At 62.3% G+C, this 21,837-nt stretch carries 20 protein-coding genes; 1 reads left to right on the top strand and 19 read right to left on the bottom strand.

Going from position 1 to position 21,837, the window contains the following annotated elements:
- The 17 genes from BN1188_RS15625 to BN1188_RS15545 all read right to left on the bottom strand — a co-directional run bounded on the left by BN1188_RS15625 (nucleotide 1) and on the right by BN1188_RS15545 (nucleotide 16,672).
- Nucleotides 1-741, bottom strand: a complete 741-nt coding sequence (locus BN1188_RS15625; protein WP_040262341.1) for a flagellar motor protein — start codon at nucleotides 739-741, stop codon at nucleotides 1-3.
- On the bottom strand, nucleotides 741-1,889 hold the full coding sequence (locus BN1188_RS15620; RefSeq protein ID WP_040262340.1) for a protein-glutamate methylesterase/protein-glutamine glutaminase: 1,149 nt from the start codon (nucleotides 1,887-1,889) through the stop codon (nucleotides 741-743). The genes BN1188_RS15625 and BN1188_RS15620 overlap by 1 nt, the downstream gene beginning before the upstream one ends.
- Before the next feature lie 49 nt (nucleotides 1,890-1,938).
- Nucleotides 1,939-4,101 carry a chemotaxis protein CheA gene (locus tag BN1188_RS15615; protein WP_040262339.1) on the bottom strand — a complete coding sequence of 721 codons (2,163 nt, stop codon included), beginning with the start codon at nucleotides 4,099-4,101 and terminating at the stop codon, nucleotides 1,939-1,941.
- An 85-nt stretch (nucleotides 4,102-4,186) separates the two neighbouring features.
- Nucleotides 4,187-4,975: a protein phosphatase CheZ gene (locus tag BN1188_RS15610; protein ID WP_040262338.1), complete on the bottom strand. Its 789-nt coding sequence runs from the start codon at nucleotides 4,973-4,975 to the stop codon at nucleotides 4,187-4,189.
- Nucleotides 4,976-4,993: 18 nt separating this feature from the next.
- Entirely contained in the window at nucleotides 4,994-5,368 is a 375-nt protein-coding gene (locus BN1188_RS15605; protein WP_187375330.1) for a chemotaxis response regulator CheY, read from the bottom strand.
- Between the two features lie 221 nt (nucleotides 5,369-5,589).
- Nucleotides 5,590-6,336: an RNA polymerase sigma factor FliA gene (fliA, locus tag BN1188_RS15600; RefSeq protein WP_040262336.1), complete on the bottom strand. Its 747-nt coding sequence runs from the start codon at nucleotides 6,334-6,336 to the stop codon at nucleotides 5,590-5,592.
- Nucleotides 6,333-7,166 (bottom strand): flagellar synthesis regulator FleN, encoded by an 834-nt coding sequence (gene fleN / locus BN1188_RS15595; protein ID WP_040262335.1) that lies wholly within the window; start codon nucleotides 7,164-7,166, stop codon nucleotides 6,333-6,335. Before fleN ends, fliA begins: the two co-directional genes overlap by 4 nt.
- A gap of 161 nt (nucleotides 7,167-7,327) precedes the next feature.
- Nucleotides 7,328-8,650 (bottom strand): flagellar biosynthesis GTPase FlhF, encoded by a 1,323-nt coding sequence (gene flhF, locus BN1188_RS15590; protein ID WP_040262334.1) that lies wholly within the window; start codon nucleotides 8,648-8,650, stop codon nucleotides 7,328-7,330.
- Between the two features lie 11 nt (nucleotides 8,651-8,661).
- Nucleotides 8,662-10,785, bottom strand: a complete 2,124-nt coding sequence (gene flhA, locus BN1188_RS15585; protein ID WP_040262333.1) for a flagellar biosynthesis protein FlhA — start codon at nucleotides 10,783-10,785, stop codon at nucleotides 8,662-8,664.
- A gap of 449 nt (nucleotides 10,786-11,234) precedes the next feature.
- Complete coding sequence (flhB, locus tag BN1188_RS15580; RefSeq protein WP_052469297.1) at nucleotides 11,235-12,410, bottom strand: flagellar biosynthesis protein FlhB; 1,176 nt, start codon at nucleotides 12,408-12,410, stop codon at nucleotides 11,235-11,237.
- A 4-nt stretch (nucleotides 12,411-12,414) separates the two neighbouring features.
- Entirely contained in the window at nucleotides 12,415-13,191 is a 777-nt protein-coding gene (gene fliR, locus BN1188_RS15575) for a flagellar biosynthetic protein FliR (protein WP_187375329.1), read from the bottom strand.
- A 2-nt stretch (nucleotides 13,192-13,193) separates the two neighbouring features.
- Nucleotides 13,194-13,463, bottom strand: coding sequence for a flagellar biosynthesis protein FliQ (fliQ, locus tag BN1188_RS15570; protein ID WP_040262332.1), 270 nt, complete (start codon nucleotides 13,461-13,463; stop codon nucleotides 13,194-13,196).
- Between the two features lie 15 nt (nucleotides 13,464-13,478).
- Nucleotides 13,479-14,231, bottom strand: coding sequence for a flagellar type III secretion system pore protein FliP (gene fliP / locus BN1188_RS15565; RefSeq protein ID WP_040262331.1), 753 nt, complete (start codon nucleotides 14,229-14,231; stop codon nucleotides 13,479-13,481).
- A complete protein-coding gene (gene fliO / locus BN1188_RS15560) occupies nucleotides 14,231-14,686 on the bottom strand; it encodes a flagellar biosynthetic protein FliO (protein WP_040262330.1) in 456 nt (151 codons plus the stop codon). The genes fliP and fliO overlap by 1 nt, the downstream gene beginning before the upstream one ends.
- A complete protein-coding gene (gene fliN, locus BN1188_RS15555; protein ID WP_040262329.1) occupies nucleotides 14,686-15,150 on the bottom strand; it encodes a flagellar motor switch protein FliN in 465 nt (154 codons plus the stop codon). The genes fliO and fliN overlap by 1 nt, the downstream gene beginning before the upstream one ends.
- 38 nt (nucleotides 15,151-15,188) lie before the next feature.
- A complete protein-coding gene (gene fliM, locus BN1188_RS15550) occupies nucleotides 15,189-16,157 on the bottom strand; it encodes a flagellar motor switch protein FliM (RefSeq protein WP_040262328.1) in 969 nt (322 codons plus the stop codon).
- A gap of 8 nt (nucleotides 16,158-16,165) precedes the next feature.
- Nucleotides 16,166-16,672 carry a flagellar basal body-associated FliL family protein gene (locus tag BN1188_RS15545; RefSeq protein WP_040262327.1) on the bottom strand — a complete coding sequence of 169 codons (507 nt, stop codon included), beginning with the start codon at nucleotides 16,670-16,672 and terminating at the stop codon, nucleotides 16,166-16,168.
- Nucleotides 16,673-16,827: 155 nt separating this feature from the next.
- Between BN1188_RS15545 and BN1188_RS15540 the strand changes: the two genes are divergently transcribed.
- A complete protein-coding gene (locus tag BN1188_RS15540; protein ID WP_040262326.1) occupies nucleotides 16,828-19,809 on the top strand; it encodes a dermonecrotic toxin domain-containing protein in 2,982 nt (993 codons plus the stop codon).
- Nucleotides 19,810-19,954: 145 nt separating this feature from the next.
- Here the strand turns inward: BN1188_RS15540 and BN1188_RS15535 are convergent, their stop codons facing one another.
- Nucleotides 19,955-21,328, bottom strand: a complete 1,374-nt coding sequence (locus tag BN1188_RS15535; protein ID WP_157395816.1) for a flagellar hook-length control protein FliK — start codon at nucleotides 21,326-21,328, stop codon at nucleotides 19,955-19,957.
- A gap of 161 nt (nucleotides 21,329-21,489) precedes the next feature.
- On the bottom strand, nucleotides 21,490-21,828 hold the full coding sequence (locus BN1188_RS15530; protein WP_040262324.1) for an Hpt domain-containing protein: 339 nt from the start codon (nucleotides 21,826-21,828) through the stop codon (nucleotides 21,490-21,492).
- Nucleotides 21,829-21,837 lie beyond the last annotated feature (9 nt).

Raw genomic sequence — 21,837 nt, 5'->3', positions numbered from 1 at the left:
TCACTCCATGAAGCCCTGCAGCTTCAGTTCGATGGACCGGGGGTTTTCGCCTTCCGCGATAGAGAGCAGCCCTTCCAGGAGCATTTCCCGATAGCGAGACTGACGCTGCGCCAAGGCCTTGAGCTTGTTGGCCACTGGCAGCAGCACCAGGTTGGCTGACGCCACACCGTAGATGGTGGCGACGAAAGCAACAGCTATGCCACTTCCCAATTGGGAAGGGTCGGCAAGGTTGCCCATCACGTGGATGAGCCCCATCACCGCGCCTATGATACCGATGGTGGGCGCGTAGCCGCCCATGCATTCATAGAGTTTGGAAGCCTGGATATCACGGCTTTCCTGGGTGAAGAAATCCAGCTCCAGGACGCTGCGCACCGCTTCCGGCTCGGCCCCGTCTACCAGCAACTGCAGGCCTTTGCGGGCATAATTGTCCGGCTCGCTGTCAGCCACGCTTTCCAGGCCGAGCAGGCCCTCCTTGCGTGCCACCAGGCTCCAGCCCACCACCTTGTCCACGCCACCGGCCATGTCCACCCGGGGCGGGAATACGATCCACGGAAGGATCTGCAAGGCACGCTTGAAAGCGCTCATGGGCGTCTGCAGCAAGGCCGCCGCCAGGGTTCCGCCCAGTACGATCAGGGCGGCAGGCCCGTTGACCAAGGACGGCAGATGACCGCCTTCGAGAAAATTGCCGCCGACAATGGCGACGAAGGCCAGAATGATGCCAATCAGGCTCAGTACATCCATTACTGGCAACCCTCCGCCAAGTAACGCCCGATGTCGTCCAGGCTATAGACGGCATCGGCCAGGCCAGCCTTGGCCACGGCCATGGGCATGCCATAGATCACACAGCTGGCTTCATCCTGGGCCCAGACCTGACTACCTGCCTGCTTGAGCAAGCGCGCGCCTTCCCGGCCATCGGCACCCATGCCGGTGAGCACCACGGCCAGCACCCTGTCTGCGTAGGCCTTGGCCGCCGAGCCGAAGGTGATGTCCACGCAGGGTTTGTAGTTCAGGCGCTCATCGCCAGGAAGGATCTTCACCGTGCCGCGCGCATCCACCATCATCTGCTTGCCACCCGGCGCCAGAAGGGCAAGCCCCGGGCGCAACTGATCGCCATCCTCGGCCTCTTTCACGCTGATCTTGCACAGCTTGTCGAGACGCTCGGCGAAGGCACGGGTGAACGCCGCCGGCATATGCTGGATCAACACCAGGGGCGACGGAAAGTTGGCAGGCAGCTGGGTCAATACTCGCTGCAAGGCTACCGGCCCGCCCGTGGAAGTGCCAATGGCTACCAACTTGTAGGCTTTGCGCTTGGGCGGCGGGCTGTTGCCGGTAGCGACAGGCGCGGGGGTACCGGCCCGGCCGAGGGGCGCCGTCGAAGCCGCACCCAGTGGGCGCGCAGGGGCGCGGCTGCCCAGAGGTTCCCGGGGCACTGGTGTAACGGCGGCAGCGCTGGTCGAGCCATGGCCTGGCACGGGGGAAGAGAAGCGACGATTGCTACGGGCGATGGAGTTGACCTTCTCGCACAGCAATTGCCGCACCTTGTCGGGGTTGCGCGAGATGTCCTCGAAATTCTTCGGGAGGTAATCCACCGCTCCAGCATCCAGGGCATCCAGGGTGACTCGGGCGCCCTCATGGGTCAGCGAGGAAAACATCAACACAGGCGTGGGACACCGCTGCATGATGTGACGGACCGCGGTAATGCCATCCATCATCGGCATTTCGTAGTCCATGGTGATGACGTCAGGCTTGAGGCTCAGCGCCTGGTCGATGGCTTCGCGGCCATTGCTGGCGGTGCCGACGACCTTTATGTTGCTGTCTTGCGAAAGGATTTCCGTGAGACGGCGGCGGAAAAACCCCGAATCGTCCACCACCAGCACTGTGAGTGACATAGTTACTCCGTTACGGGCCGCCGACCCCGGAAAGCCGGCGGCCGCGGTATCAGATACGCCGGGCGGCGTAGCGCTTGAGCATGCTCGGCACATCGAGGATCAAGGCGATGCGACCATCACCGGTGATGGTAGCCCCGGACATCCCAGGCGTGCCCTGGAGCATCTTGCCCAACGGCTTGATGACCACCTCTTCCTGGCCCACCAGCTGGTCAACGACGAAGCCGATACGCTGGGTGCCCACCGAGAGAATGACCACGTGGCCCTCGCGCTGCTCGCTGTCCTGGGCGCCAGGCACCAGCCAGCGCTTGAGATAGAACAGGGGCAATGCCTTGTCCCGGACCACCACCACCTCCTGACCGTCGACCACGTTGGTGCGGGACAGGTCCAGATGGAAGATTTCGTTCACGCTGACCAGCGGGAAAGCAAAGGCCTGGTTGCCCAGCATGACCATCAGGGTAGGCATGATCGCCAAGGTAAGCGGCACCTTGATGACGATCTTCGAGCCCTGCCCCTTGGCCGAGTAGATATTGATCGAGCCGTTGAGCTGGGAAATCTTGGTCTTCACCACGTCCATGCCTACACCACGGCCAGACACGTCGGAGATTTCGGTCTTGGTGGAGAAGCCGGGGGCGAAAATCAGGTTGTAGCAATCGGACTCGGACAGCCGGTCCGCGGCGTCCTTGTCCATCAGGCCCTTTTCCACGGCCTTGGCGCGCAGTACCGCGGGGTCCATGCCCTTGCCGTCGTCGGAAATGGACAGGAGAATGTGGTCACCTTCCTGCTCCGCCGACAGCACGACCTTGCCGGAACGCGGCTTGCCCGCGGCCTCGCGCTCTTCCGGCATCTCCACCCCATGGTCCACGGCATTGCGCACCAAGTGCACCAGCGGGTCGGCCAGGGCTTCTACCAGGTTCTTGTCCAGGTCGGTTTCTTCACCCACCAGCTCCAGGTTGATTTCCTTCTTGAGCTGGCGCGCCAGGTCGCGAACCAGGCGCGGGAAGCGGCCGAACACCTTCTTGATAGGCTGCATGCGGGTCTTCATGACCGACGTCTGCAGATCCGCCGTGACCACATCCAGGTTGGAGACGGCCTTGGACATGGCTTCGTCGCCGCTGTTAAGGCCAAGCCGCACCAGACGGTTGCGCACCAGCACCAGCTCACCCACCATGTTCATGATTTCGTCCAGCCGCGCGGTGTCGACCCGCACGGTGGTTTCCGCCTCGCTGGCAACGGGCTTTTCCCCGCCGGCCGCCGGGCGCGCTGCCGCCGGGGCCGCCGCTGGCGCCGGCGTGGCCGGGCGAACGGGCTCGGCCTTGGGTACGGGCGCGGGGGCCGGAGCTGCCGCGGCAGGCTTGCTCAGGGGAGCGGCGGGCGCTTCGACCACCGCGGCTTCGGCGTTGAACTTTCCTTTGCCATGAAGCTGGTCGAGCAGCGCTTCGAATTCGTTATCGGTAATCAGTTCACCACCGCCTACTGGCGCGGCGGGAGCCGCCGGTGCGGCCGAGGCCGCTTCCGGAAGGTTGTCGGCGGCGAAGCTGCCTTTGCCATGCAACTGATCGAGCAGCGCTTCGAATTCCGCATCGGTGATTTCGTCGCTGGCAGAGGCACTCGCCGCGGGAACCGTGACAGGCGCCACGGCTTCGGGAGCGAACTGCCCCTTGCCATGCAACTGGTCCAGCAGCGACTCGAACTCCGCGTCGCTGATTTCGTCATCACCCACGGGAGCGTCGACGACCGGGCTGGGTGCTGGCGCGACCGCAGGCGCGGCCATCACTGGCGCCGGTGCCGGGGCTGGCGTCTCTACGGGCGTTGGCGCCGCACCGGCCGGCTCGGCCAGGCGAGAGAGCGCCGCGAGCAGCTCGGGAGTAGCGGGCGTCAATGGCGAACGTTCGCGTACCTGACCGAACATGCTGTTGACGGTATCGAGTGCTTCAAGCACCACGTCCATGAGCTCGGAATCCACGCGGCGTTCGCCCTTGCGCAGAATGTCGAACACGTTTTCAGCAATGTGGCAGCACTCCACCAGCTCGTTGAGCTGGAGGAAGCCGGCGCCGCCTTTGACAGTGTGGAAACCACGAAAAATCGCATTGAGCAGATCCGCATCGTCGGGCCGGCTTTCCAGCTCCACCAACTGTTCGGACAACTGCTCGAGGATCTCGCCGGCCTCTACCAGGAAGTCCTGGAGGATTTCTTCATCGGCGCCGAAGCTCATTTGGGTGCTCCCTGGAAATCGGTAATTGGCATCCGGCTCGGATAGCGCCCTTGGGCGCCTGTACGATGAGCCCACCCTTCAGGGGTTAGAACCCCAGGCTGGAAAGCAGGTCATCCACATCGTCCTGGCCGGATACGACGTCTTCACGCTTATCGGCATGAATCTGCGGACCTTCACCCCGGGAGGCATCTTTTTGTGGATTTTTTTCGCTCTGCAGGCTTTGCGGGTCATGCTGAATGCCGGCGAAACGGTCCACCTGGCTGGCCATCAGCACCAGCTTGAGCAGGTTCGATTCCACATCCGTCACCAAGGCGGTGACGCGCTTGATCACCTGGCCGGTGAGGTCCTGGTAATCCTGGGCGAGGAGAATGTCGTTCAGGCTTGAGGATAGCCGCTCGGCATCGCTTTCACTGCGCGCCAGGAAAGCATCGACGCGCTTGACCAGGTCACGGAAGGTATCGGCATCCACCTCCCGACGCATGAAGCGCTGCCAGTCCACCCGCAATGCGCGGGCTTCTTCGCCCAGGTCATGGACCAGGGGCGTGGCCTGTTCCACCAGGTCCATGGTGCGGTTGGCGGCGTTTTCCGTCAGGCGCACCACATAGTCGAGACGCTCGGTGGCATCCGTGATCTGCGACACCTCCTCGGCCTGCGGTGAGCGAGGGTCGATCTGGAAATTGACGATGGCGCTGTGCAGCTCGCGTGTCAGCTTGCCCACTTCCTGGTACAGGCCACGATCGCGCGTCTGGTTCAACTGATGAATCAGCTGCACCGCGTCGCCGAACTGGCCCTTCTCCAGGCTGTCGACCAACTGGCGGGCATGGGTTTTCAGGGTCGACTCGAAGTCACCCAACGACAGATTACTGGACTCCATGGCGCCCCCTATGCGGCCTCAGCTGTTGACACGCTCGAAGATCTTCTCGATCTTTTCTTTCAGCACCTGGGCCGTGAAAGGCTTGACCACATAGCCGTTGACGCCGGCCTGGGCCGCCTCGATGATCTGCTCGCGCTTGGCCTCGGCGGTCACCATCAGCACCGGCAGATGCTTGAGACGCTCGTCGGCGCGCACCTGGCGCAACAACTCGATACCGGTCATGCCCGGCATGTTCCAGTCCGTGACCAGGAAATCGAAACCGCCGCTCTGGAGCATTGGTAAGGCCGTATTCCCGTCGTCGGCCTCTGAGGTATTGGTGAAACCCAGGTCGCGCAACAGGTTCTTGATGATCCGCCTCATTGTCGAAAAATCGTCGACGATAAGGATTTTCATGTTCTTGTCCAAGTAAACCTCCAAGCAGTCTCAAACACGCCCGCTCCGGGACGTGCAGTCAATCGAATCCGGTTTTGCACACTTACACGACTGCCTGAGCAGGCGTGGCGGGCGGTGATATCACACAGCCGGCACACCGTTCCAGCATTCTCTTTCATTTTTGCCGCCAAGCGCCCTTTCGCGCACCGACGGCACCCCAAATCCTGTTGCGCCGCCGCGCCTCAACGCGCGCTGCGCCACTCACCCAGGCGGCTACGCAAGCGCGCCGCGCACTGGCTGTGCAGCTGGCTGACACGGGATTCGCTCACGCCCAAGACTTCGCCGATTTCCTTGAGGTTGAGCTCCTCGTCGTAGTACAGCGACAGCACCAGACGCTCGCGCTCCGGGAGGTTGGCGATGGCATCGGCCAGGGCCCGCTGGAAACGCTCGTCCTCCAGCCCCCTGGCCGGCTCGCCGCTACCACTGGCGCCGTCCTCGTGCAGCCCTTCGTGCTCGCCGTCCTGCAATAGGTCGTCGAAGCTGAACAAGCGACTGCCCAGGGTATCGTTGAGGATGGCGTAGTAATCCTCCAGCTTCATGTTGAGTTCGGCAGCTACCTCATGATCTTTAGCATCACGACCGGTTCGTGCTTCGATCCGGCGGATGGCTTCGCTCACGGTGCGGGTGTTGCGATGCACCGAGCGAGGTGCCCAGTCCCCCTTGCGCACCTCGTCGAGCATGGCGCCGCGAATGCGGATACCGGCGTAGGTCTCGAAGCTCGCGCCCTTGGTGGAGTCGTACTTGTTCGCCACCTCGAGCAGGCCGATCATGCCTGCCTGGATCAGGTCCTCGACCTGTACGCTGGCCGGCAGTCTCGCCAGCAGATGGTAGGCAATGCGCTTGACCAAGGGGGCATAGCGCTCGATCAGCTCGTGCTGCTGTGACTGACGAGAGGCATTGTTGTACATCCGGTATCCACTGGCGCTCATGAGACAGGCCCCGCACTGGTTTGCTGTACCAAACGTTCGACGAAGAATTCGAGATGCCCCCGCGGGTTGGCCGGCAACGGCCAGGTGTCCACTTTCTGCGCGATGGCCTTGAACGCCAGGGCGCATTTGGACCGCGGGAAGGCTTCGTAGACGGCGCGCTGCTTCTGCACAGCCTTGCGCACGGTCTCGTCATAGGGCACCGCGCCCACGTACTGGAGGGCGACGTCCAGGAAGCGGTCGGTGACCTTGGTGAGCTTGGCGAACAGGTTGCGCCCTTCCTGCGGGCTCTGGGCCATGTTCGCCAGTACTCGGAAGCGGTTCATGCCGTAGTCGCGGTTGAGCAGCTTGATCAGAGCATAGGCATCGGTGATCGAGGTGGGCTCGTCGCACACTACCAGCAATACTTCCTGGGCGGCGCGCACGAAACTGACCACCGATTCACCGATGCCCGCGGCGGTGTCGATCACCAGCACGTCGAGGTTGTCGCCGATCTCGCTGAACGCCTGGATCAGCCCCGCGTGCTGTGCCGGACTGAGATGGACCATGGTCTGGGTACCCGAGGCGGCCGGCACGATGCGGATCCCGCCCGGCCCCTGCAAGAGCACGTCGCGCAGGTCGCAACGCCCTTCGATGACGTCGGCCAGGGTGCGCTTGGGGGTCAGCCCCAGCAGGACGTCGACATTGGCCAGGCCGAGGTCAGCGTCCAGCAACATCACCCGCCGGCCGAGCTCGGCCAGTGCCAGCGATAGGTTCACTGACACGTTTGTCTTGCCGACGCCGCCCTTGCCGCCGGTCACCGCGATCACCTGTACGGGATGCATGCTGCCCATTCGTTCTTTACCCTGTCACTAAGCCGCTGGCTACACCACGGCCCGCTCGCCCCTGGGGCGAACCGGCACTGCGCGCGGTGCAGGTAGGTTCCAAGCCAAGCAGCACGCCCTGGGGCGTACTGTCGCGCAACCACTTGCGCATGCATTTCATCTTCGTCACCTCAGCCCGCGCGCTTGCTCGGGCTGTGGTAGAGGTCCGCGAACATATCGGCCATGGCCTCTTCGCTGGGCTCCTCTTGCATCTGCACGCTTACCGCCCGGCTCACCAGCTGGTGCTTGCGCGGCAGATGCAGGTCGTCCGGAATACGCGGGCCATCGGTCAGGTAGGCCACCGGCAGATCATGACTGATCGCCAGGCTGAGCACCTCGCCAAGGCTCGCCGTTTCGTCGAGCTTGGTGAGGATACAGCCTGCGAGGCCACAACGCTTGTAACTATGGTAAGCAGCCGTCAACACTTGCTTCTGGCTGGTCGTGGCCAGCACCAGGTAATTGCGCGAGCGGATGCCGCGTCCCGCCAGGCTTTCGAGCTGCAATTTCAGGGCCGGATCACTGGCCTGCAGGCCGGCGGTATCGATCAGCACCACGCGCTTGCGTAGCAGTGGTTCCAGCGCCTGGGCCAGGGACTGGCCGGGATCGACGTGGGTCACCGGCACATTGAGGATGCGACCGAGCGTCTTGAGCTGCTCCTGGGCGCCAATACGGAAACTGTCCATGCTCACCAGGGCAATGTTCTGCGCGCCGTATTTGAGTACATATCGCGCCGCCAGCTTGGCCAGGGTGGTGGTCTTGCCCATGCCGGCCGGGCCGACCATGGCAATGACCCCGCCCTCTTCCAAAGGCTCGGTCTGGGGCGTGGCAATCATCCGGGCCAGGTGGGCCAGCAACATGCGCCAGGCCTGACGCGGCTCGGCGATGCCTTCCACCTGAGCCAGCAGGTCACGCGCCAGAGGCCCTGACAGGCCGATGCGCTGCAGCTTGCGCCAGAGGGTCGCCTGCTCCGGGCGGCTGCCTTGCAACTGGGTCCAGGCCAGGGAGCCAAGCTGGACTTCCAGCAGCTCGCGCAGGCCGGACAGTTCGGAGCGCATGGAATCGAACAGGCGTTGGTCCACCGCCGCCGGAGCAGGCGTGGCCGGGGCGGCCGGACGGGGCGCTTCGTTGAGGGTAGGCTCGATCAGCGGCTCGGGCGCGGTCAGGGGCAAGCCGGCGAACAATTGACGGTTGGTCACGCCGTCGCTGGCGCTGCGGGTATCCAATTCCGCCTGGGCCGACACGATGCGCGACTGCGTCTTGCGCAGCTCGTCCTCGAGCTCCATGTTCGGTACGCGCGGCGCCAGGGCCGACAGCTTGTAGTCCAGCGCGGCGGTGAGCTCGACGCCACCGGCGATCCGGCGGTTACCGATGATCGCGGCGTCAGCGCCCAGCTCGTCACGTACCAGTTTCATGGCTTGACGCATATCCGCGGCGAAAAAACGCTTCACTTGCATATCCCGCTACCTCAGCCGTTGGGCCCTACTGTCGCAACGATCGTCACTTGTTTGTTATCCGGTATTTCCTGGTAGGCCAACACATGCAGGTTCGGAACCGCCAATCGCCCGAACCTCGACAACATCGTGCGAATCGGCCCGGCCACCAGCAGTATCGCCGGCTGCCCTTGCATTTCCTGACGCTGGGCCGCTTCGATCAGGGATCGTTGCAACCGCTCCGCCATGCTCGGCTCCAGCAAAACGCCTTCTTCCTGACCCTGACCAGCCTTGTGAATACTATTGAGCAATATCTGTTCCAACTTCGGCTCGAGAGTAATGACCGGGAGCTGAGACTCAGTGCCTACAATGCTTTGCACGATAGCGCGAGACAAACCGGCTCGAACCGCAGCCACAAGCGCGGCGGTATCTTGACTCCGAATACCGCTGTTGGCGATGGCTTCGGCGATGCTGCGAATGTCCCTCACCGGCACTTGCTCGGCCAGCAAGGCCTGCAGCACTTTCAGTAAAGCAGACAGGCTGATGACACCGGGCACCAATTCTTCGGCCAGTTTCGGTGACCCCTTGGCCAGCACCTGAAGCAACTGCTGTACTTCCTCATGTCCGATCAACTCGTGGGCGTGCTTTTGCAGGATCTGGTTCAGGTGAGTGGCAACCACCGTACTGGCATCCACCACGGTGTAGCCCAGGGATTGAGCCTGACTGCGAGCACTGACTTCGATCCATACCGCTTCCAGGCCAAAGGCCGGGTCGCGCGCCTGAATACCGTTGAGCGAGCCGAAGACCTGGCCGGGGTTGATGGCCAGCTCACGGTCGGGGTAGATCTCGGCTTCCGCCAGGATGACCCCCATGAGCGTCAATCGGTAGGCACTGGGCGCCAGGTCGAGGTTATCGCGGATATGCACCGTTGGCATAAGGAACCCCAGGTCCTGGGAAAGCTTCTTGCGCACGCCCTTGATCCGTGCCAGCAATTGCCCACCCTGGTTGCGGTCCACCAGCGGAATCAGGCGATAGCCCACTTCCAGGCCGATCATGTCGATGGGGGTGACATCATCCCAGCCCAGTTCCTTGGTTTCCTGGGACCGTTGTGGCGAAGGCAGCAGTTCCTGCTGGCGCTGGATTTCGGCGGCCGCTTCGAGCTTGACCTGGTTCTTTTTCTTCCAGAGCAGATAGGCGCCGCCACCCGCAACGGCGGCCAGGGACAGGAATGCCAGGTGAGGCATGCCCGGCACCAGCCCCATGACGGCCATCAGGCCGGCCGACACGGCCAGGGCCTTGGGCGAGTCGAACATTTGACGGCTGATCTGCTTGCCCATTTCTTCCGACCCCGAGGCGCGGGTCACCATGATGGCTGCGGCACAGGACAGCAGCAGCGAAGGCAACTGCGCCACCAGGCCGTCACCGATGGTCAACAGAGCATAGGTGGTACCGGCGTCGGCGAAGGTGAGGCCATGCTGGAGAATACCGATGGCCATGCCACCGATCAGGTTGATGAAAAGAATGAGCAGGCCTGCGATAGCGTCGCCGCGGACGAACTTGCTGGCACCATCCATGGAGCCATAGAACTCGGCCTCTTGGGCGACCTCGGCGCGACGTGCCTTGGCCGCGGCCTGATCGATCAGCCCCGCATTGAGGTCGGCGTCAATGGCCATCTGCTTACCCGGCATGGCATCGAGAGTGAAACGCGCGCTCACTTCCGAAATCCGTCCCGCGCCCTTGGTCACTACCACGAAGTTGATGATCATGAGGATGGCGAACACCACGCCGCCGACCACGTAGTTACCGCCGATCACGACCTCGCCAAACGCCTGGATCACCTTCCCCGCCGCCTCATGTCCTTCATGGCCATGGAGCATCACCACCCGCGTGGAGGCCACGTTCAGGGCCAGACGCAACAGCGTGGCCACCAGCAAAATCGTGGGAAATACCGCGAAGTCCAATGGACGCATGGCATAGACGCACACCAACAACACCACGATGGACAAGGCGATGTTGAACGTGAAGAACACGTCCAGCAAGAACGGAGGTATCGGCAATGTCATCATTGCCAACAGGATCAGCAGCAACAAGGGAACCCCAAGATTGCCCTGGCTCAGGCTCCGCGCGCTGCTCAGTAATTGTGTGCGATCAACCGCCATCTCTTGTTCCCCACAAACTTTTGACGCCTATGCGTTCTGACGGGGGGTAGTGCAAGAAGCTCTCCAGTTTTGGCACTTGCTGCCGAGGAGCGTTCAATGCTGGGGATGACGGTTCGTCGGTGACCTTGAAATATGCGCGGCCGGCAGGGGCTGCCGACTGCTGATGTCGGACACGACTGACCACCGAAATGTCCAAAAAATGGGGTTCGGTTCACCCGGTGGGAGTCAGCGCAGCTGACGAATTGGCTCGGTCACAAAGCCCTTTCGCTAGCTGGCGCTAGCTCCTACCGTGATTGCCTCGCTGTTCAATGAATAGGGTTCGGTTCACCCGGTGGGGGTCAGCAGCTGACGAATTGGGCTCGGTCACAAAGCCCTTTCGCTAGCCGGCGCTAGCTCCCACCGTGATTGCCTCGCTGTTCAATGAATAGGGTTCGGTTCAGGAACAGGTCCTAGCCGGCGCTTCCTGGCGAGGGCTTGGGCGCTTCGCCGCGTTCGTCGCGCTGGAGGTCCGCCGGAATCGGCATATCCTTGGGTGGCTCGGGGCGGCGGCCGGTGCCGGGGCGGTATTGGCGGATCTGGTACACATACGCCAGCACCTGGGCCACCGCCAGGTAAAGCCCGGCGGGAATCTGCTGGTCTAGTTCCGTGGAGTAATAGATCGAGCGAGCCAGGGCCGGCGATTCGAGGACCTGCACCTCGTGGGCCACGCCTATCTCACGGATCTTCAGCGCGACCATGTCCACCCCCTTGGCCAGCAGCATGGGCGCCCCGCCACTGTCGGCGTCGTACTTGAGCGCGACCGCGAAATGCGTGGGGTTGGTAATGATCACGTCAGCTCGGGGAATATTGGCCATCATCCGCCGCTGGGACATTTCACGCTGCATCTGGCGAATGCGGCCCTTCACTTCAGGCCGCCCTTCGGCGTCCTTGTGCTCGTCCTTGACCTCCTGCTTGGTCATCTTCAGCTTTTCCTTGCCCTGGTACAGTTGCAAGGGAACGTCGATAGCGGCAATGATCAACAGGCCAAGGGCCATGTACAGCGAGCTCCAGCCCACTACGTGGATGGCATGGGCCATGGCCTGCTCCAGGGGCTCATGGGCCAGCGCCAACAATTCAGGCTGGTCGCGCTTGAGCACCCATACGGCCACCGCCATGGTCACGCCGAACTTGCCCAAGGCTTTGAGCAGCTCGGTGACCGCGTGCTTGGAAAACATGCGCTTGAGCCCGCTGGCCGGGTTCATCCGGCTGAACTTGGGCGCCAGTGACCCCGCGGCGAACAGCCAGCCGCCCAGGCAGATCGGGCCGATGATCGCCGCCAGCAGCAAAACGATCAGAATCGGCTGCGTACCAGCCAAAGCCATGCGACCCGAGTTGAACAGGAAGAAGGCCATCTGGTTGGTGTCCATCAATACGTCACGGCGCAGGCTGAAGTTGTACTTCATGATGCCCATCAAGGTCTCGGCCAAGGCGCTACCGAAGGCTAACAGCGCGCACACGCCCGCCAGCATGACCACGAAGGTATTGAGCTCCTTGGAGCGGGTTATCTCACCCTTCTCCCGAGAGTCTTTCTTGCGTTTCTCCGTGGGGTCTTCTGTTTTGTCCGCGCCGCTTTCGCTCTCGGCCATGGCCTCACCTCGCTTGGGTCAGTTCACGCAGCCAGCACAAGGCCTCGGTTGCCAAGGGCTGATACTGACTGAGAATGTCGGCCATGTTGATCCACAGGATCACCATGCCCAGCACCAGTGTCATGGGCATGCCCACCGAGAAGATATTGAGCTGGGGCGCGGCCCGGGTCATTACGCCCAGGGCGATGTTCACCACCAGCAGCGCGGTGATCGCGGGCAGCACCAGCAGGATCGAAGCTCCCAGCACCCAGCCAATGCGGGTAACCAGGTCCCAGTACTGCGCGGTGAACAGAGCATTGCCCACCGGCAACGTACGGAAACTGTCGGTGAGCACCTCGAATACCACCAAGTGCCCATTCATGCTCAAGAACAGCAGAGTCACCAGCATGTTGAAGAACTGGCTCACCACGGCCACGTTTACCCCGTTGGCCGGGTCGATCATCGAGGCGAACGCCATGCCCATCTGGATAGCGACGATCTGGCCCGCGATGACGAAAGCCTGGAACAACAGATGAATCGACAGGCCCATGAGCGCGCCCACGATGATCTGCTCCGCCACCAGCAGCAGGCCGCTGAGGTCCAGGGCCTGGACCTGTGGCATGGGCGGCAGGCCGGGAACGATCACCAGGGTAATGGCCACGGCCAGATATAGCCGGATCCGCGTCGACACCATGTTGCCGCCAAACAACGGCATGGTCATCAGCAAGCCGGCAACCCGAAACAGCGGCAGAATGAAGCTTGCCACCCAAGTGCCGATCTGAACGTCAGTCAGTTGCAGCATGGTCAGCCGATCAAGCCCGGAATGCTGTTGTACAGGCCGGTCATGTACTCCATGAACTCTCGCACAATCCATGGCCCAAGCACGATCAGCGTTATCAGCATCACCACCATACGGGGAAGGAAGCTCAGGGTCTGTTCGTTGATCTGGGTCGCCGCCTGGAACATGGCTACCACCAGGCCCACCAGCAACCCAGGCAGCACCAGGATGGCGACCATCAGCGTGGTAAGCCAGAGCGCCTCACGAAATATATCTGTCGCGACTTCAGGGGTCATGGCTGCCTCCTGGGATCAAACACCGCCGAAACTGCCGGCCAGGGTACCGATGATCAACGCCCAGCCGTCCACCAGCACGAACAGCATGATCTTGAAGGGCAGGGAAATGATCAGCGGTGAAAGCATCATCATCCCCATGGCCATCAGCACACTGGCCACCACCAGGTCGATGATCAGGAACGGGATGAAGATCATGAAGCCAATCTGGAAAGCCGTCTTGAGTTCCGAAGTGACGAAGGCCGGTACCAGAATGCTGAGCGGTGCCTGGTCGGGACTGGCGATGTCCGTCCGACGCGACAGGCGCATGAACAGATCCAGGTCACTCTGGCGGGTTTGCGCCAGCATGAAGTCCTTGACCGGCACCTCGGCCCGGGCCAAGGCATCCTGAGCACTCATGCGTTCAGCCAGGTAGGGTTGCAAGGCGTCGTTGTTCACCCGGTCGAACACGGGCGCCATGATGAACATGGTCAGGAACAGCGCCATGCCCGTCAGCAACTGGTTGGACGGCGTCTGCTGCAGGCCCAGCGCCTGGCGCAGGATGGAAAACACGATGATGATCCGGGTGAAGCTGGTCATCAGCATGACGAACGCCGGGATGAAGCTCAGCGCGGTCATGATCGCCAGGATCTGCAGGCTTACCGAGTATTCCTGCTGCCCGTTGGCTCCGGTGGTCATGGTGATCGCCGGTAAGGACAGCGGATCGGCGGCCAGCACGGAGGGCGCGATCAGCGCCCCGCAAAGGGGAATCAGCCAGCGCAAGGTGCGCATCACTTCCTATCCTTATGATCCTTGCCAAGCAGTTCCATGAGCCGCTGGGCGAATTCTGGCGCCACGGGTTCACCGGGCGTGGTTGTTTCAACAGGGTGCTGCAGCACGTGCAAGGGGGTGATGCGGCCTGGCGAAAGGCCCAGCAGGATCTGCTCCCGGCCCACCTGGACCAGCACCAGCCGGTCCCGCGGGCCGAGGGAGCGTGCGCCCAGCAGTTCGATCACCTGCCCGCCACGAGGGCTGACCTGCTGCATCCGCCGCAATAGCCAGGCCAGGCCCAGGATGACCGCGACCACGGCCAGCAGCCCCAGGGCCGTCTGCCCCAACTGTGCTGCCATGCCACTGCCCAGTCCCGTTGCCGGGGCGGTCGCGCCTGCCACGGTGGCGGGCGCGGATTCGGCTGCGGCCAGGCCCAGCGAGACGGTGCTCAGGACGCCTGCCAACAGAGCCCTCATCAACGCAGCTTCTTGATGCGTTCGGCCGGGCTGATCACATCGGTCAGGCGGATGCCGAACTTCTCGTTGACCACGACCACCTCGCCATGGGCGACCAGCGTACCGTTGACCAGAACGTCCAGCGGCTCGCCCGCCAGCCGGTCCAGCTCGATTACCGAGCCCTGGTTCAACTGCAGCAGGTTGCGAATGTTGATTTCGGTACTGCCCACTTCCATGGAGATGGTCACCGGAATGTCCAGAATCACATCCAGGTTGGGACCTTCCATGCCATGGATATCGGAAGGCTTGGGGGAAGAGCCGAACTCTTCCATGGGCAGGCGGGTGCCGGCCGGCCGCGCCGCGGCATCGGCCTGCAGCAGGGCGTCGATATCGTTCTGGCCTGCCTCGCCGGACTCGCTCAAGGCTGCGGCCCACTCATCGGCCAGTGCCTGATCGTCGGCGGAGGTGTCTTTATCGTCAGCCATCGTTATCCCTCAATGTGCATGAATGTCGACGCGCCGACTCAACGGCGCTCGATAGGTGTAGTGATCTGCAGCGCCAGGTTGCCCTTGTGCGAGCCCAGCCGCGCCCGGAACGAAGGTACGCCATTGGCGCGCATGACCAGTTCCTCAGGCAGTTCCACCGGGATCACGTCGCCGGGCTGCATGTGCAGGATGTCCCTGAGCTTAAGTTGTCGGCGGGCCACGGTGGCGCTCAACGGCACCGACACATCCAGCACGTCTTCGCGCAGAGCCTTTATCCAGCGCTCATCCTGGTCGTCCAGGTCGGACTGGAACCCGGCATCGAGCATTTCGCGGATAGGCTCGACCATGGAGTACGGCATCGCCACATGCAGGTCGCCACCGCCTCCGTCCATCTCCACATGGAAGGTCGACACCACAACCGCCTCGCTGGGGCCGACGATGTTGGCCATGGCGGGATTCACTTCGGAGTTGATGAATTCGAAATTCACTTCCAGCACCGCTTGCCAGGCTTCCTTCAGGTCAATGAAGGCCTGGTCCAGCACCATGCGCACCACACGCAGCTCGGTTGGCGTGAATTCACGCCCCTCGATCTTGGCATGACGCCCGTCGCCTCCGAAGAAATTGTCCACCAGCTTGAACACCAGCCGGGCGTCCAGAATGAACAGGGCCGTGCCGCGCAGCGGCTTGACCTTTACCAGGTTCAGGCTGGTCGGTACGTAAAGCGAATGGATGTATTCGCCGAACTTCATCACCTGTACGCCACCGACCGCCACGTCCGCGGAACGCCGGAGCAGGTTGAACATGCTTACCCGGGTGTAGCGCGCGAAACGCTCGTTGATCATTTCCAGGGTCGGCATGCGTCCGCGAACGATGCGGTCCTGGCTGGTCAGGTCATAGGTTTTGACGCTGCCCGGCTCGACCGGAGATTCGGTCTGTACCAGGCCATCGTCTACGCCGTGCAGCAGCGCGTCGATCTCGTCCTGTGATAACAGATCCTGCATGGCCATAGGTCTTCCTATTGCAATACGAAATTGGTGAACAACACTTGGTCCACGCCCAGCTTGCCAACCTCTTTCTGCGCCACGTCCTGAACGCTGGCGGTCACCTTCTGCCGCAACATCTCGATGCCCACCGGGCTGGCCAGGGTGGAGAAGTCCTGACCTGACAGGAGCATGACCAGATTGTTACGAATCACCGGCAGATGAACTTTAAGCGCGTCAAGCGCTGCCTGGTCGTGGGTCATCAGGGTCATGCTCACTTGCAGGTAACGTTGCTTGCCATTCTGCGTCAGGTTCACCACAAAGGCCGGGTCCAGGGCCATGTAGATCGCCGGAGCCTTTACAGGCGCCGCGGCGGCGTCAGGCGCTTTCTCTTCCTTTTGTTGGGACTTGTTCATGAAGTACCAGGTTCCGCCTACGGACGCGCCGACCGCAAGTAACAACCCAATGACGATGATCAGGATGAACTTGAGCTTGCCTTTTTTCTGAGGAGCGGCGCCTGCGTCTTCTTCTTTCTTAGCCATGCCAATAATCCGTCGCGATAAGGGGTACTCGAACACTTGCAGGCAAGCCAGCAAGTGTTATGCCAGATCTTCCTGCACGGGCTGGCGCTGCGTTATGCACCACCGGACCGATCCGGCGCCGCGGCAGGCTCCGCCTTTTCGACGAGGATGCGGTGATGGTACAGGATGCGCGCACTCATCAATGGGCCCAGTTACTGGATGTGAGCCAGCGCTGGTTCGACGACTACCCAGATCTGACCAGAGCGGCTAGGAACGAAGGCCGGTACTTGCTGGATCTGTTTGGCTTATCTGAGCTAGACCCGGACGAAATTCACTGGCATCGCTTCACCGAGGCAGTGTCCACCCCCAGGGCCTACAGCGGCTGGGCACATGAGGGTCCGCCTGCGCAAAGCTGCAGCTTTACCGAGCTGATCATCCAGCGCTTTCCAGCGGCTGATCAGGACAGCCTTGACGTGCTCGATCAATTGAGCGGTTTTTATACCGTCGCGCAATCGCCCCGGTTCGATGAACACTGCGAAGTCAGGCTGCTTCCCAGTCAACTGAGCGCCGTATTCTGGAAGCGCGACTTCGCTACTCGATACCGCACCCGCCTGGCAGATTTCTGGCGCGTACGTACGGATGACTACATCACGCTGAATCGAGCCATGGCCCTGGCGCGTCTTGGTCATGCCCGCGCGCAAGGCGAACTCGATGCCAATGGCCTGCGGCAACTGCGCGGCGCACTGGCGCCAGGAACAGGCCAGGTGTTCGGCCCCACTACCCTGGCCCGCCGCCAAATGCCTGACGACGGGCTGCGGATTTCGATGCTTGCCATCGACAAGGCCGTGAGCCGGAATGTGCTCTGTATCGAGACACCTTCCGCCGGACTATTCCTGTACAACCTCAGCCACTCCCCAGTGGTACGGCACTTTACGAGCCATGCCGCGCTACACCTCTGGCTCATGGAGCAGGGGCGCCGCGGCAGCGCCATGATGAAAGCGGAGCAATACTTCAATTTCGATGATGGTCCCATGACCAGCGCACTTGCCCGCCTTGCTCAAGGTCAGCTAGGCCCGGCATCGGTTTCCGGTGTGCCCCTGCCCCCCGGGCTTGACCCCTTCGAGTGGCTGGCCGAACGCGCCCACGCCGAAATGCAGCGCAACGCCGACCATGCCTTGACCAGTGACAGCCGATTGCGCAAGGCGCAGGCCGTTGCCTTTCTTTCCACACTGTCGAGGCTGACCGCCGATTTTGCTCCCATCGGCTGGCCCATGGCGCTGGCCAGCGTCGCCGCCGCCATGACCGGCATGGGCCTGTACATCGATCAGGCAGTAGAGGCACGCTCCAGCTCAGAACGCAACCAGGCCATCCTGGGGGCCGTGGGCCAAGGGTTGCTGGCGCTGTTCACCCTGCCCTTCCTGGCCACGGCTGAACCGGCAGACTGGCCGTGGGAAACCGATGAAGACGCGTCACCTCCACCTACGCCGGCGCTTCCTCGATCACCCGTTTCCAGAGAGCCGCTGAATGCTCGCGGCATGATCGAGAGCACCGACCTGGACATGCTTTTCGCCGTTCAAGAGGCTGGCCGAGCGCAACCGGTCACGACCTTTCTGGAAAACGGGTTGCCTCCGACTGGAGAGTTCGCTCGATTGCCCCCCATGCTTGACGGGGCGGCCTTGCGAACCTTCGGTAGCGCCGAAGGTGCCCTGGCATTCGCCAAGGCCAACTTCGATGGCCCCTTTCATCTATTTCGCATTCAAGCCCGGGGGCTACGGGTGGCCTCGCTACGCCTGAACCTGCGTTTGAATCGAGCCAATACCCTGGCTCATCTGGGCCAGCGGGATAGAGCCTTGACCCCGGCGGAGCTGGAAGGCCTGGCAGACGGCGCCTGGCTGGAGAACGAATGCCACCTGGCCCACACACAAATGAGCCCGGCTCGGCTGCGGCTGCTCTCTCCCTTAGAGCCCAGGCCCTGGCACCTGCCCAGCGCTCGGGTACTGCGAGGCGTGCGACGCCAGCCGCTGAGCAGCGTGCTCGCACCGAGCTACCTGATCGAAGTCGAAGACAGTCTACGGCTCGTACGTTTCGATCCCTTCAGCGAAAGCTGGCGAACCGTCCTCGGGTCGGCCTTTCGCTACAACGATCGCATAGGTCGGTTCGAACCCTTCGATATTGCGCGCGCGACCTCTCCCGGAACCTCCGAAATCGAGGCGGCCACGGCTGAGCTGGGCATTCCCGCGCACTATCCCTGGATCATCCCGGAAACGGCCGAGGCCGAGCGGCTCCCCATCCCAAGGGAGATCCATAGCGTCTGGCTAGGCAGGCGCATGCCGCGCCAGCTGGCCGACAACGTGCTGCGCAACGCCCGCGAGGCCGGCAAGGGCAAGCGACCCTTCACCTACCATTTATACCTGGACGTACCCGATCCGCTGGACCGAAGCCTGATGCTGGCCGATCTGGCCGAGGCGCCGGACAACCTGCGCATCCATGAGCTGCGCCAGACTCCGTTCTTCGATGATTTCAGCAATACGCCTTATCACGCTCAATTTGAGGCAGCCACACAGGCGACCGGAATCAATTACGCGAGCGCGGTCGATGTGCTGCGCTATCGCCTGCTGCAGTTCCATGGAGGGGTCTATATGGACGTGGATGACTACATCTATGGCAGCACCCTTGAAAACGAAGGCTTCAGCAGTTACGACTGGACAGTGTCGCCAGGGCGTCTGCTGCTGAACAATCTGGTCAGTGAGCCGCGGCTTGGCTTGCATTGCGGCTTCAATACCAGCAATTTCGCGACCCTGGCCGACAACCCGTTGCTGGAAAACGTATCACGGGAAAGCTACAACCGCTTTCTGTCCAACCGCGACCTGTACTATCAGCGCCCCTATGAGGGCGTTGGCGACGCCGAGAGCGTGACCACCTACGCCAGGCGGATCAGCCAGGTCACCGGCCCTGGTGTCTTCAATGACGTGTTGCTGGATAGGTTGCCGGACGTTCGCCAGTTCCGGGCCCTTTGCCGCATCGCCAACGAGCTTTATGTACCAGCAAGGGAAGCTGGCGCCTTGTATCGGGAGATACGCCGGCATACCCACCGCTATTGCCCGCTGGGGTGGAGGATCCGTATCGGTGCCACTTCCAGTTGGCTGCACACGCGTTGATACCCTTCGCTACCCGCAAGCCGCTCGCGCGGCCCGGGGGTGGGGAATCCAGCGCTCGCAGTCGACAGCGCAGCTGAGCGTCGTAGCGAGCCACGAACGTGGAGGCAAGGCCCACACGCCCGCTTCGCTGGCAACGCCCAGTGGCTCAGGCGTAGTAATCCACCAGGCTGCTACCGACCACCGACTGGGTCGCGGCGGCTTGGGCTACAGCCGAAACCTCCGCATCCTCGCCATCGCTACCCGCGATATCCCCGCTACGACCGCCGCGATGGGCTGCCTGGGCGTTAGCCTGCTGCTGTTGCTGCTGTTGGGATTGCCGCGACTGGTCGGACACGCTCACGTCCACCTGGCTCAAACCCTGCTGCGCCAGCATGTCACGCAAGCGGCCTTGCTGGCTTTCCAGGGCTTCCCTCACACCCAGGTGCGCGCTGTGAAAACTGATCTGGGTCTGCTGGTCAGCGGTAACGTCAACGCGAATGTCCAGGCGTCCCAGCTCCAGTGGGTTCAACTGGATATCCGCTGACTTCAGGTTCTGGCTCGACAGGTACATGACCCGGTTGACCAGGCCTTCGCTCCAGCCGTTCTGCTGCATGTTCAAGGGTTGTGCCAAGGGCGTGGCCGCGGCTGCGCCCTTGCTACCTACCGCCTGGCTTAGTTGGCTCAGCGAGCCGCCCAGGTCACTGACCCGGTTGCCACTTTCGCCCAGGCCGCCCTCGAGCTCGCCTATCGCCCCGATGCCGCCTTCCTCGGTGGCACCGCTAGCGCCATCGGTGAGCTTTTGCTGCTCGCCAACGAGCCCAAGGCTCTCGGCAAACGTAGACGTACTGGCCGGATCGCTCGCCGCTTGGGTTTGAGCGTCCTGGGCCTGAGCGTGAACCGAAGTCGTCCCCTGGGCCTTGGCGCTTTGCTCCAAGGCCATGCGCACCATGGGGAGGTCTGCCAGAGGATCGGCGGCCGGATCGAAATCCTCGGCGGCGTCGGTTGCCCCGGGGGTAGCCACGGCCTGTAGCTGTGCCGGATCAAGCACCCCCTGCAGCTGCTGGCCCGGGTCCAGGGGCGCGTCGGTGGAAGCAGTGGGTAGCTGGGGATCGGCCATACCCGGAGCGGCCAAGGCCGGTTCAGTCATGGTCGCGGTAGCCGCTTCATCGGCGGGATCGGCATCCTTGACGTTCGCTTCATCGTTTGCAGCGACTTCGTCAGCCGGGGCGCTGTCGTTTTCCTTATCCGTCTTGCCGACGCGATCCGTCTTATCCGTTTTATCGGTTTTATCCGTTTTATCGGCCCGACTTGCCTTGTCGGCTTTCGAAACCGGCGAAGCGTTGCCGCTGGCGGCAACCGACGGTTTATCGTCTTTAGCCTTGCCTGCCACCGCTGACTTTTTGTCGCCCTGCGTCAGATGGTCATTTGGCCGCGTGCTTGCCTTGGACAAGGCTTTCTGCGGCTGCGCCTGATGCTCCTTGGCATAGACCTCGGCAAAGCTGGAAGTCGCGTCCTTGGCGGTATCAGCGGCTTTGTTCACCGAGCTGACCGCGGTGACTTGAGTTTTGCCAGAAGCTCCGTTCAGGCTTCCAATTTGCAAGAGTGGGTTTGAAGCGACCGCCATGACAAGGACCCCGCACAGTGGGTAAATGAACTGTTGCAGGGATCAAAGCAAAAGGCGGGCCATAAATTCAGTGATACTCAAGGCTCCCGCCGCATGGCGAGGAAAGCGGCACGAACGTCGGCATAGAGCATAGCGATCTGTGTACGCAGGAGGGCGATTGTCGCGGCAGGCGCCTCCAGGGGTTGTTTCTCAAGGTCGCCACAGAGCCGCGCCAGGCTCAGCGCGCCCATGTTGCTGCTGCTGCCCTTGAAACTATGGGCTGCCTCCCGCACGACCTGAGGGTCGGTGGCGCTCATCAACTGGCCCAGGCGGTGCTCCGAATCCTTCAGGTATGTTTCCACCAACAGGGGGAAATCCTCGCCCATGAGTTCTTCCAGCTTGGCCAACACTTCTGCATCCAGCGGTGGTGTGGTCACGTCGTTCTC

Source organism: Pseudomonas massiliensis (assembly GCF_000826105.1).
GTDB classification, from domain to species: domain Bacteria; phylum Pseudomonadota; class Gammaproteobacteria; order Pseudomonadales; family Pseudomonadaceae; genus Aquipseudomonas; species Aquipseudomonas massiliensis.
The sequence above is the reverse complement of the archived record's forward strand: the minus strand, read 5'-3'. Positions and strand labels throughout refer to the sequence as shown.

Excerpts from the sequence above, each read along its gene's own strand:
- BN1188_RS15625 (WP_040262341.1), bottom strand. The coding sequence starts at position 741 with ATGGATGTACTGAGCCTGATTGGCATCATTCTGGCCTTCGTCGCCATT.
- BN1188_RS15620 (WP_040262340.1), bottom strand. The coding sequence starts at position 1,889 with ATGTCACTCACAGTGCTGGTGGTGGACGATTCGGGGTTTTTCCGCCGC.
- BN1188_RS15615 (WP_040262339.1), bottom strand. The coding sequence starts at position 4,101 with ATGAGCTTCGGCGCCGATGAAGAAATCCTCCAGGACTTCCTGGTAGAG.
- BN1188_RS15610 (WP_040262338.1), bottom strand. The coding sequence starts at position 4,975 with ATGGAGTCCAGTAATCTGTCGTTGGGTGACTTCGAGTCGACCCTGAAA.
- BN1188_RS15605 (WP_187375330.1), bottom strand. The coding sequence starts at position 5,368 with ATGAAAATCCTTATCGTCGACGATTTTTCGACAATGAGGCGGATCATC.
- fliA (WP_040262336.1), bottom strand. The coding sequence starts at position 6,336 with ATGAGCGCCAGTGGATACCGGATGTACAACAATGCCTCTCGTCAGTCA.
- fleN (WP_040262335.1), bottom strand. The coding sequence starts at position 7,166 with ATGGGCAGCATGCATCCCGTACAGGTGATCGCGGTGACCGGCGGCAAG.
- flhF (WP_040262334.1), bottom strand. The coding sequence starts at position 8,650 with ATGCAAGTGAAGCGTTTTTTCGCCGCGGATATGCGTCAAGCCATGAAA.
- flhA (WP_040262333.1), bottom strand. The coding sequence starts at position 10,785 with ATGGCGGTTGATCGCACACAATTACTGAGCAGCGCGCGGAGCCTGAGC.
- flhB (WP_052469297.1), bottom strand. The coding sequence starts at position 12,410 with ATGGCCGAGAGCGAAAGCGGCGCGGACAAAACAGAAGACCCCACGGAG.
- fliR (WP_187375329.1), bottom strand. The coding sequence starts at position 13,191 with ATGCTGCAACTGACTGACGTTCAGATCGGCACTTGGGTGGCAAGCTTC.
- fliQ (WP_040262332.1), bottom strand. The coding sequence starts at position 13,463 with ATGACCCCTGAAGTCGCGACAGATATATTTCGTGAGGCGCTCTGGCTT.
- fliP (WP_040262331.1), bottom strand. The coding sequence starts at position 14,231 with ATGCGCACCTTGCGCTGGCTGATTCCCCTTTGCGGGGCGCTGATCGCG.
- fliO (WP_040262330.1), bottom strand. The coding sequence starts at position 14,686 with ATGAGGGCTCTGTTGGCAGGCGTCCTGAGCACCGTCTCGCTGGGCCTG.
- fliN (WP_040262329.1), bottom strand. The coding sequence starts at position 15,150 with ATGGCTGACGATAAAGACACCTCCGCCGACGATCAGGCACTGGCCGAT.
- fliM (WP_040262328.1), bottom strand. The coding sequence starts at position 16,157 with ATGGCCATGCAGGATCTGTTATCACAGGACGAGATCGACGCGCTGCTG.
- BN1188_RS15545 (WP_040262327.1), bottom strand. The coding sequence starts at position 16,672 with ATGGCTAAGAAAGAAGAAGACGCAGGCGCCGCTCCTCAGAAAAAAGGC.
- BN1188_RS15540 (WP_040262326.1), top strand. The coding sequence starts at position 16,828 with ATGGTACAGGATGCGCGCACTCATCAATGGGCCCAGTTACTGGATGTG.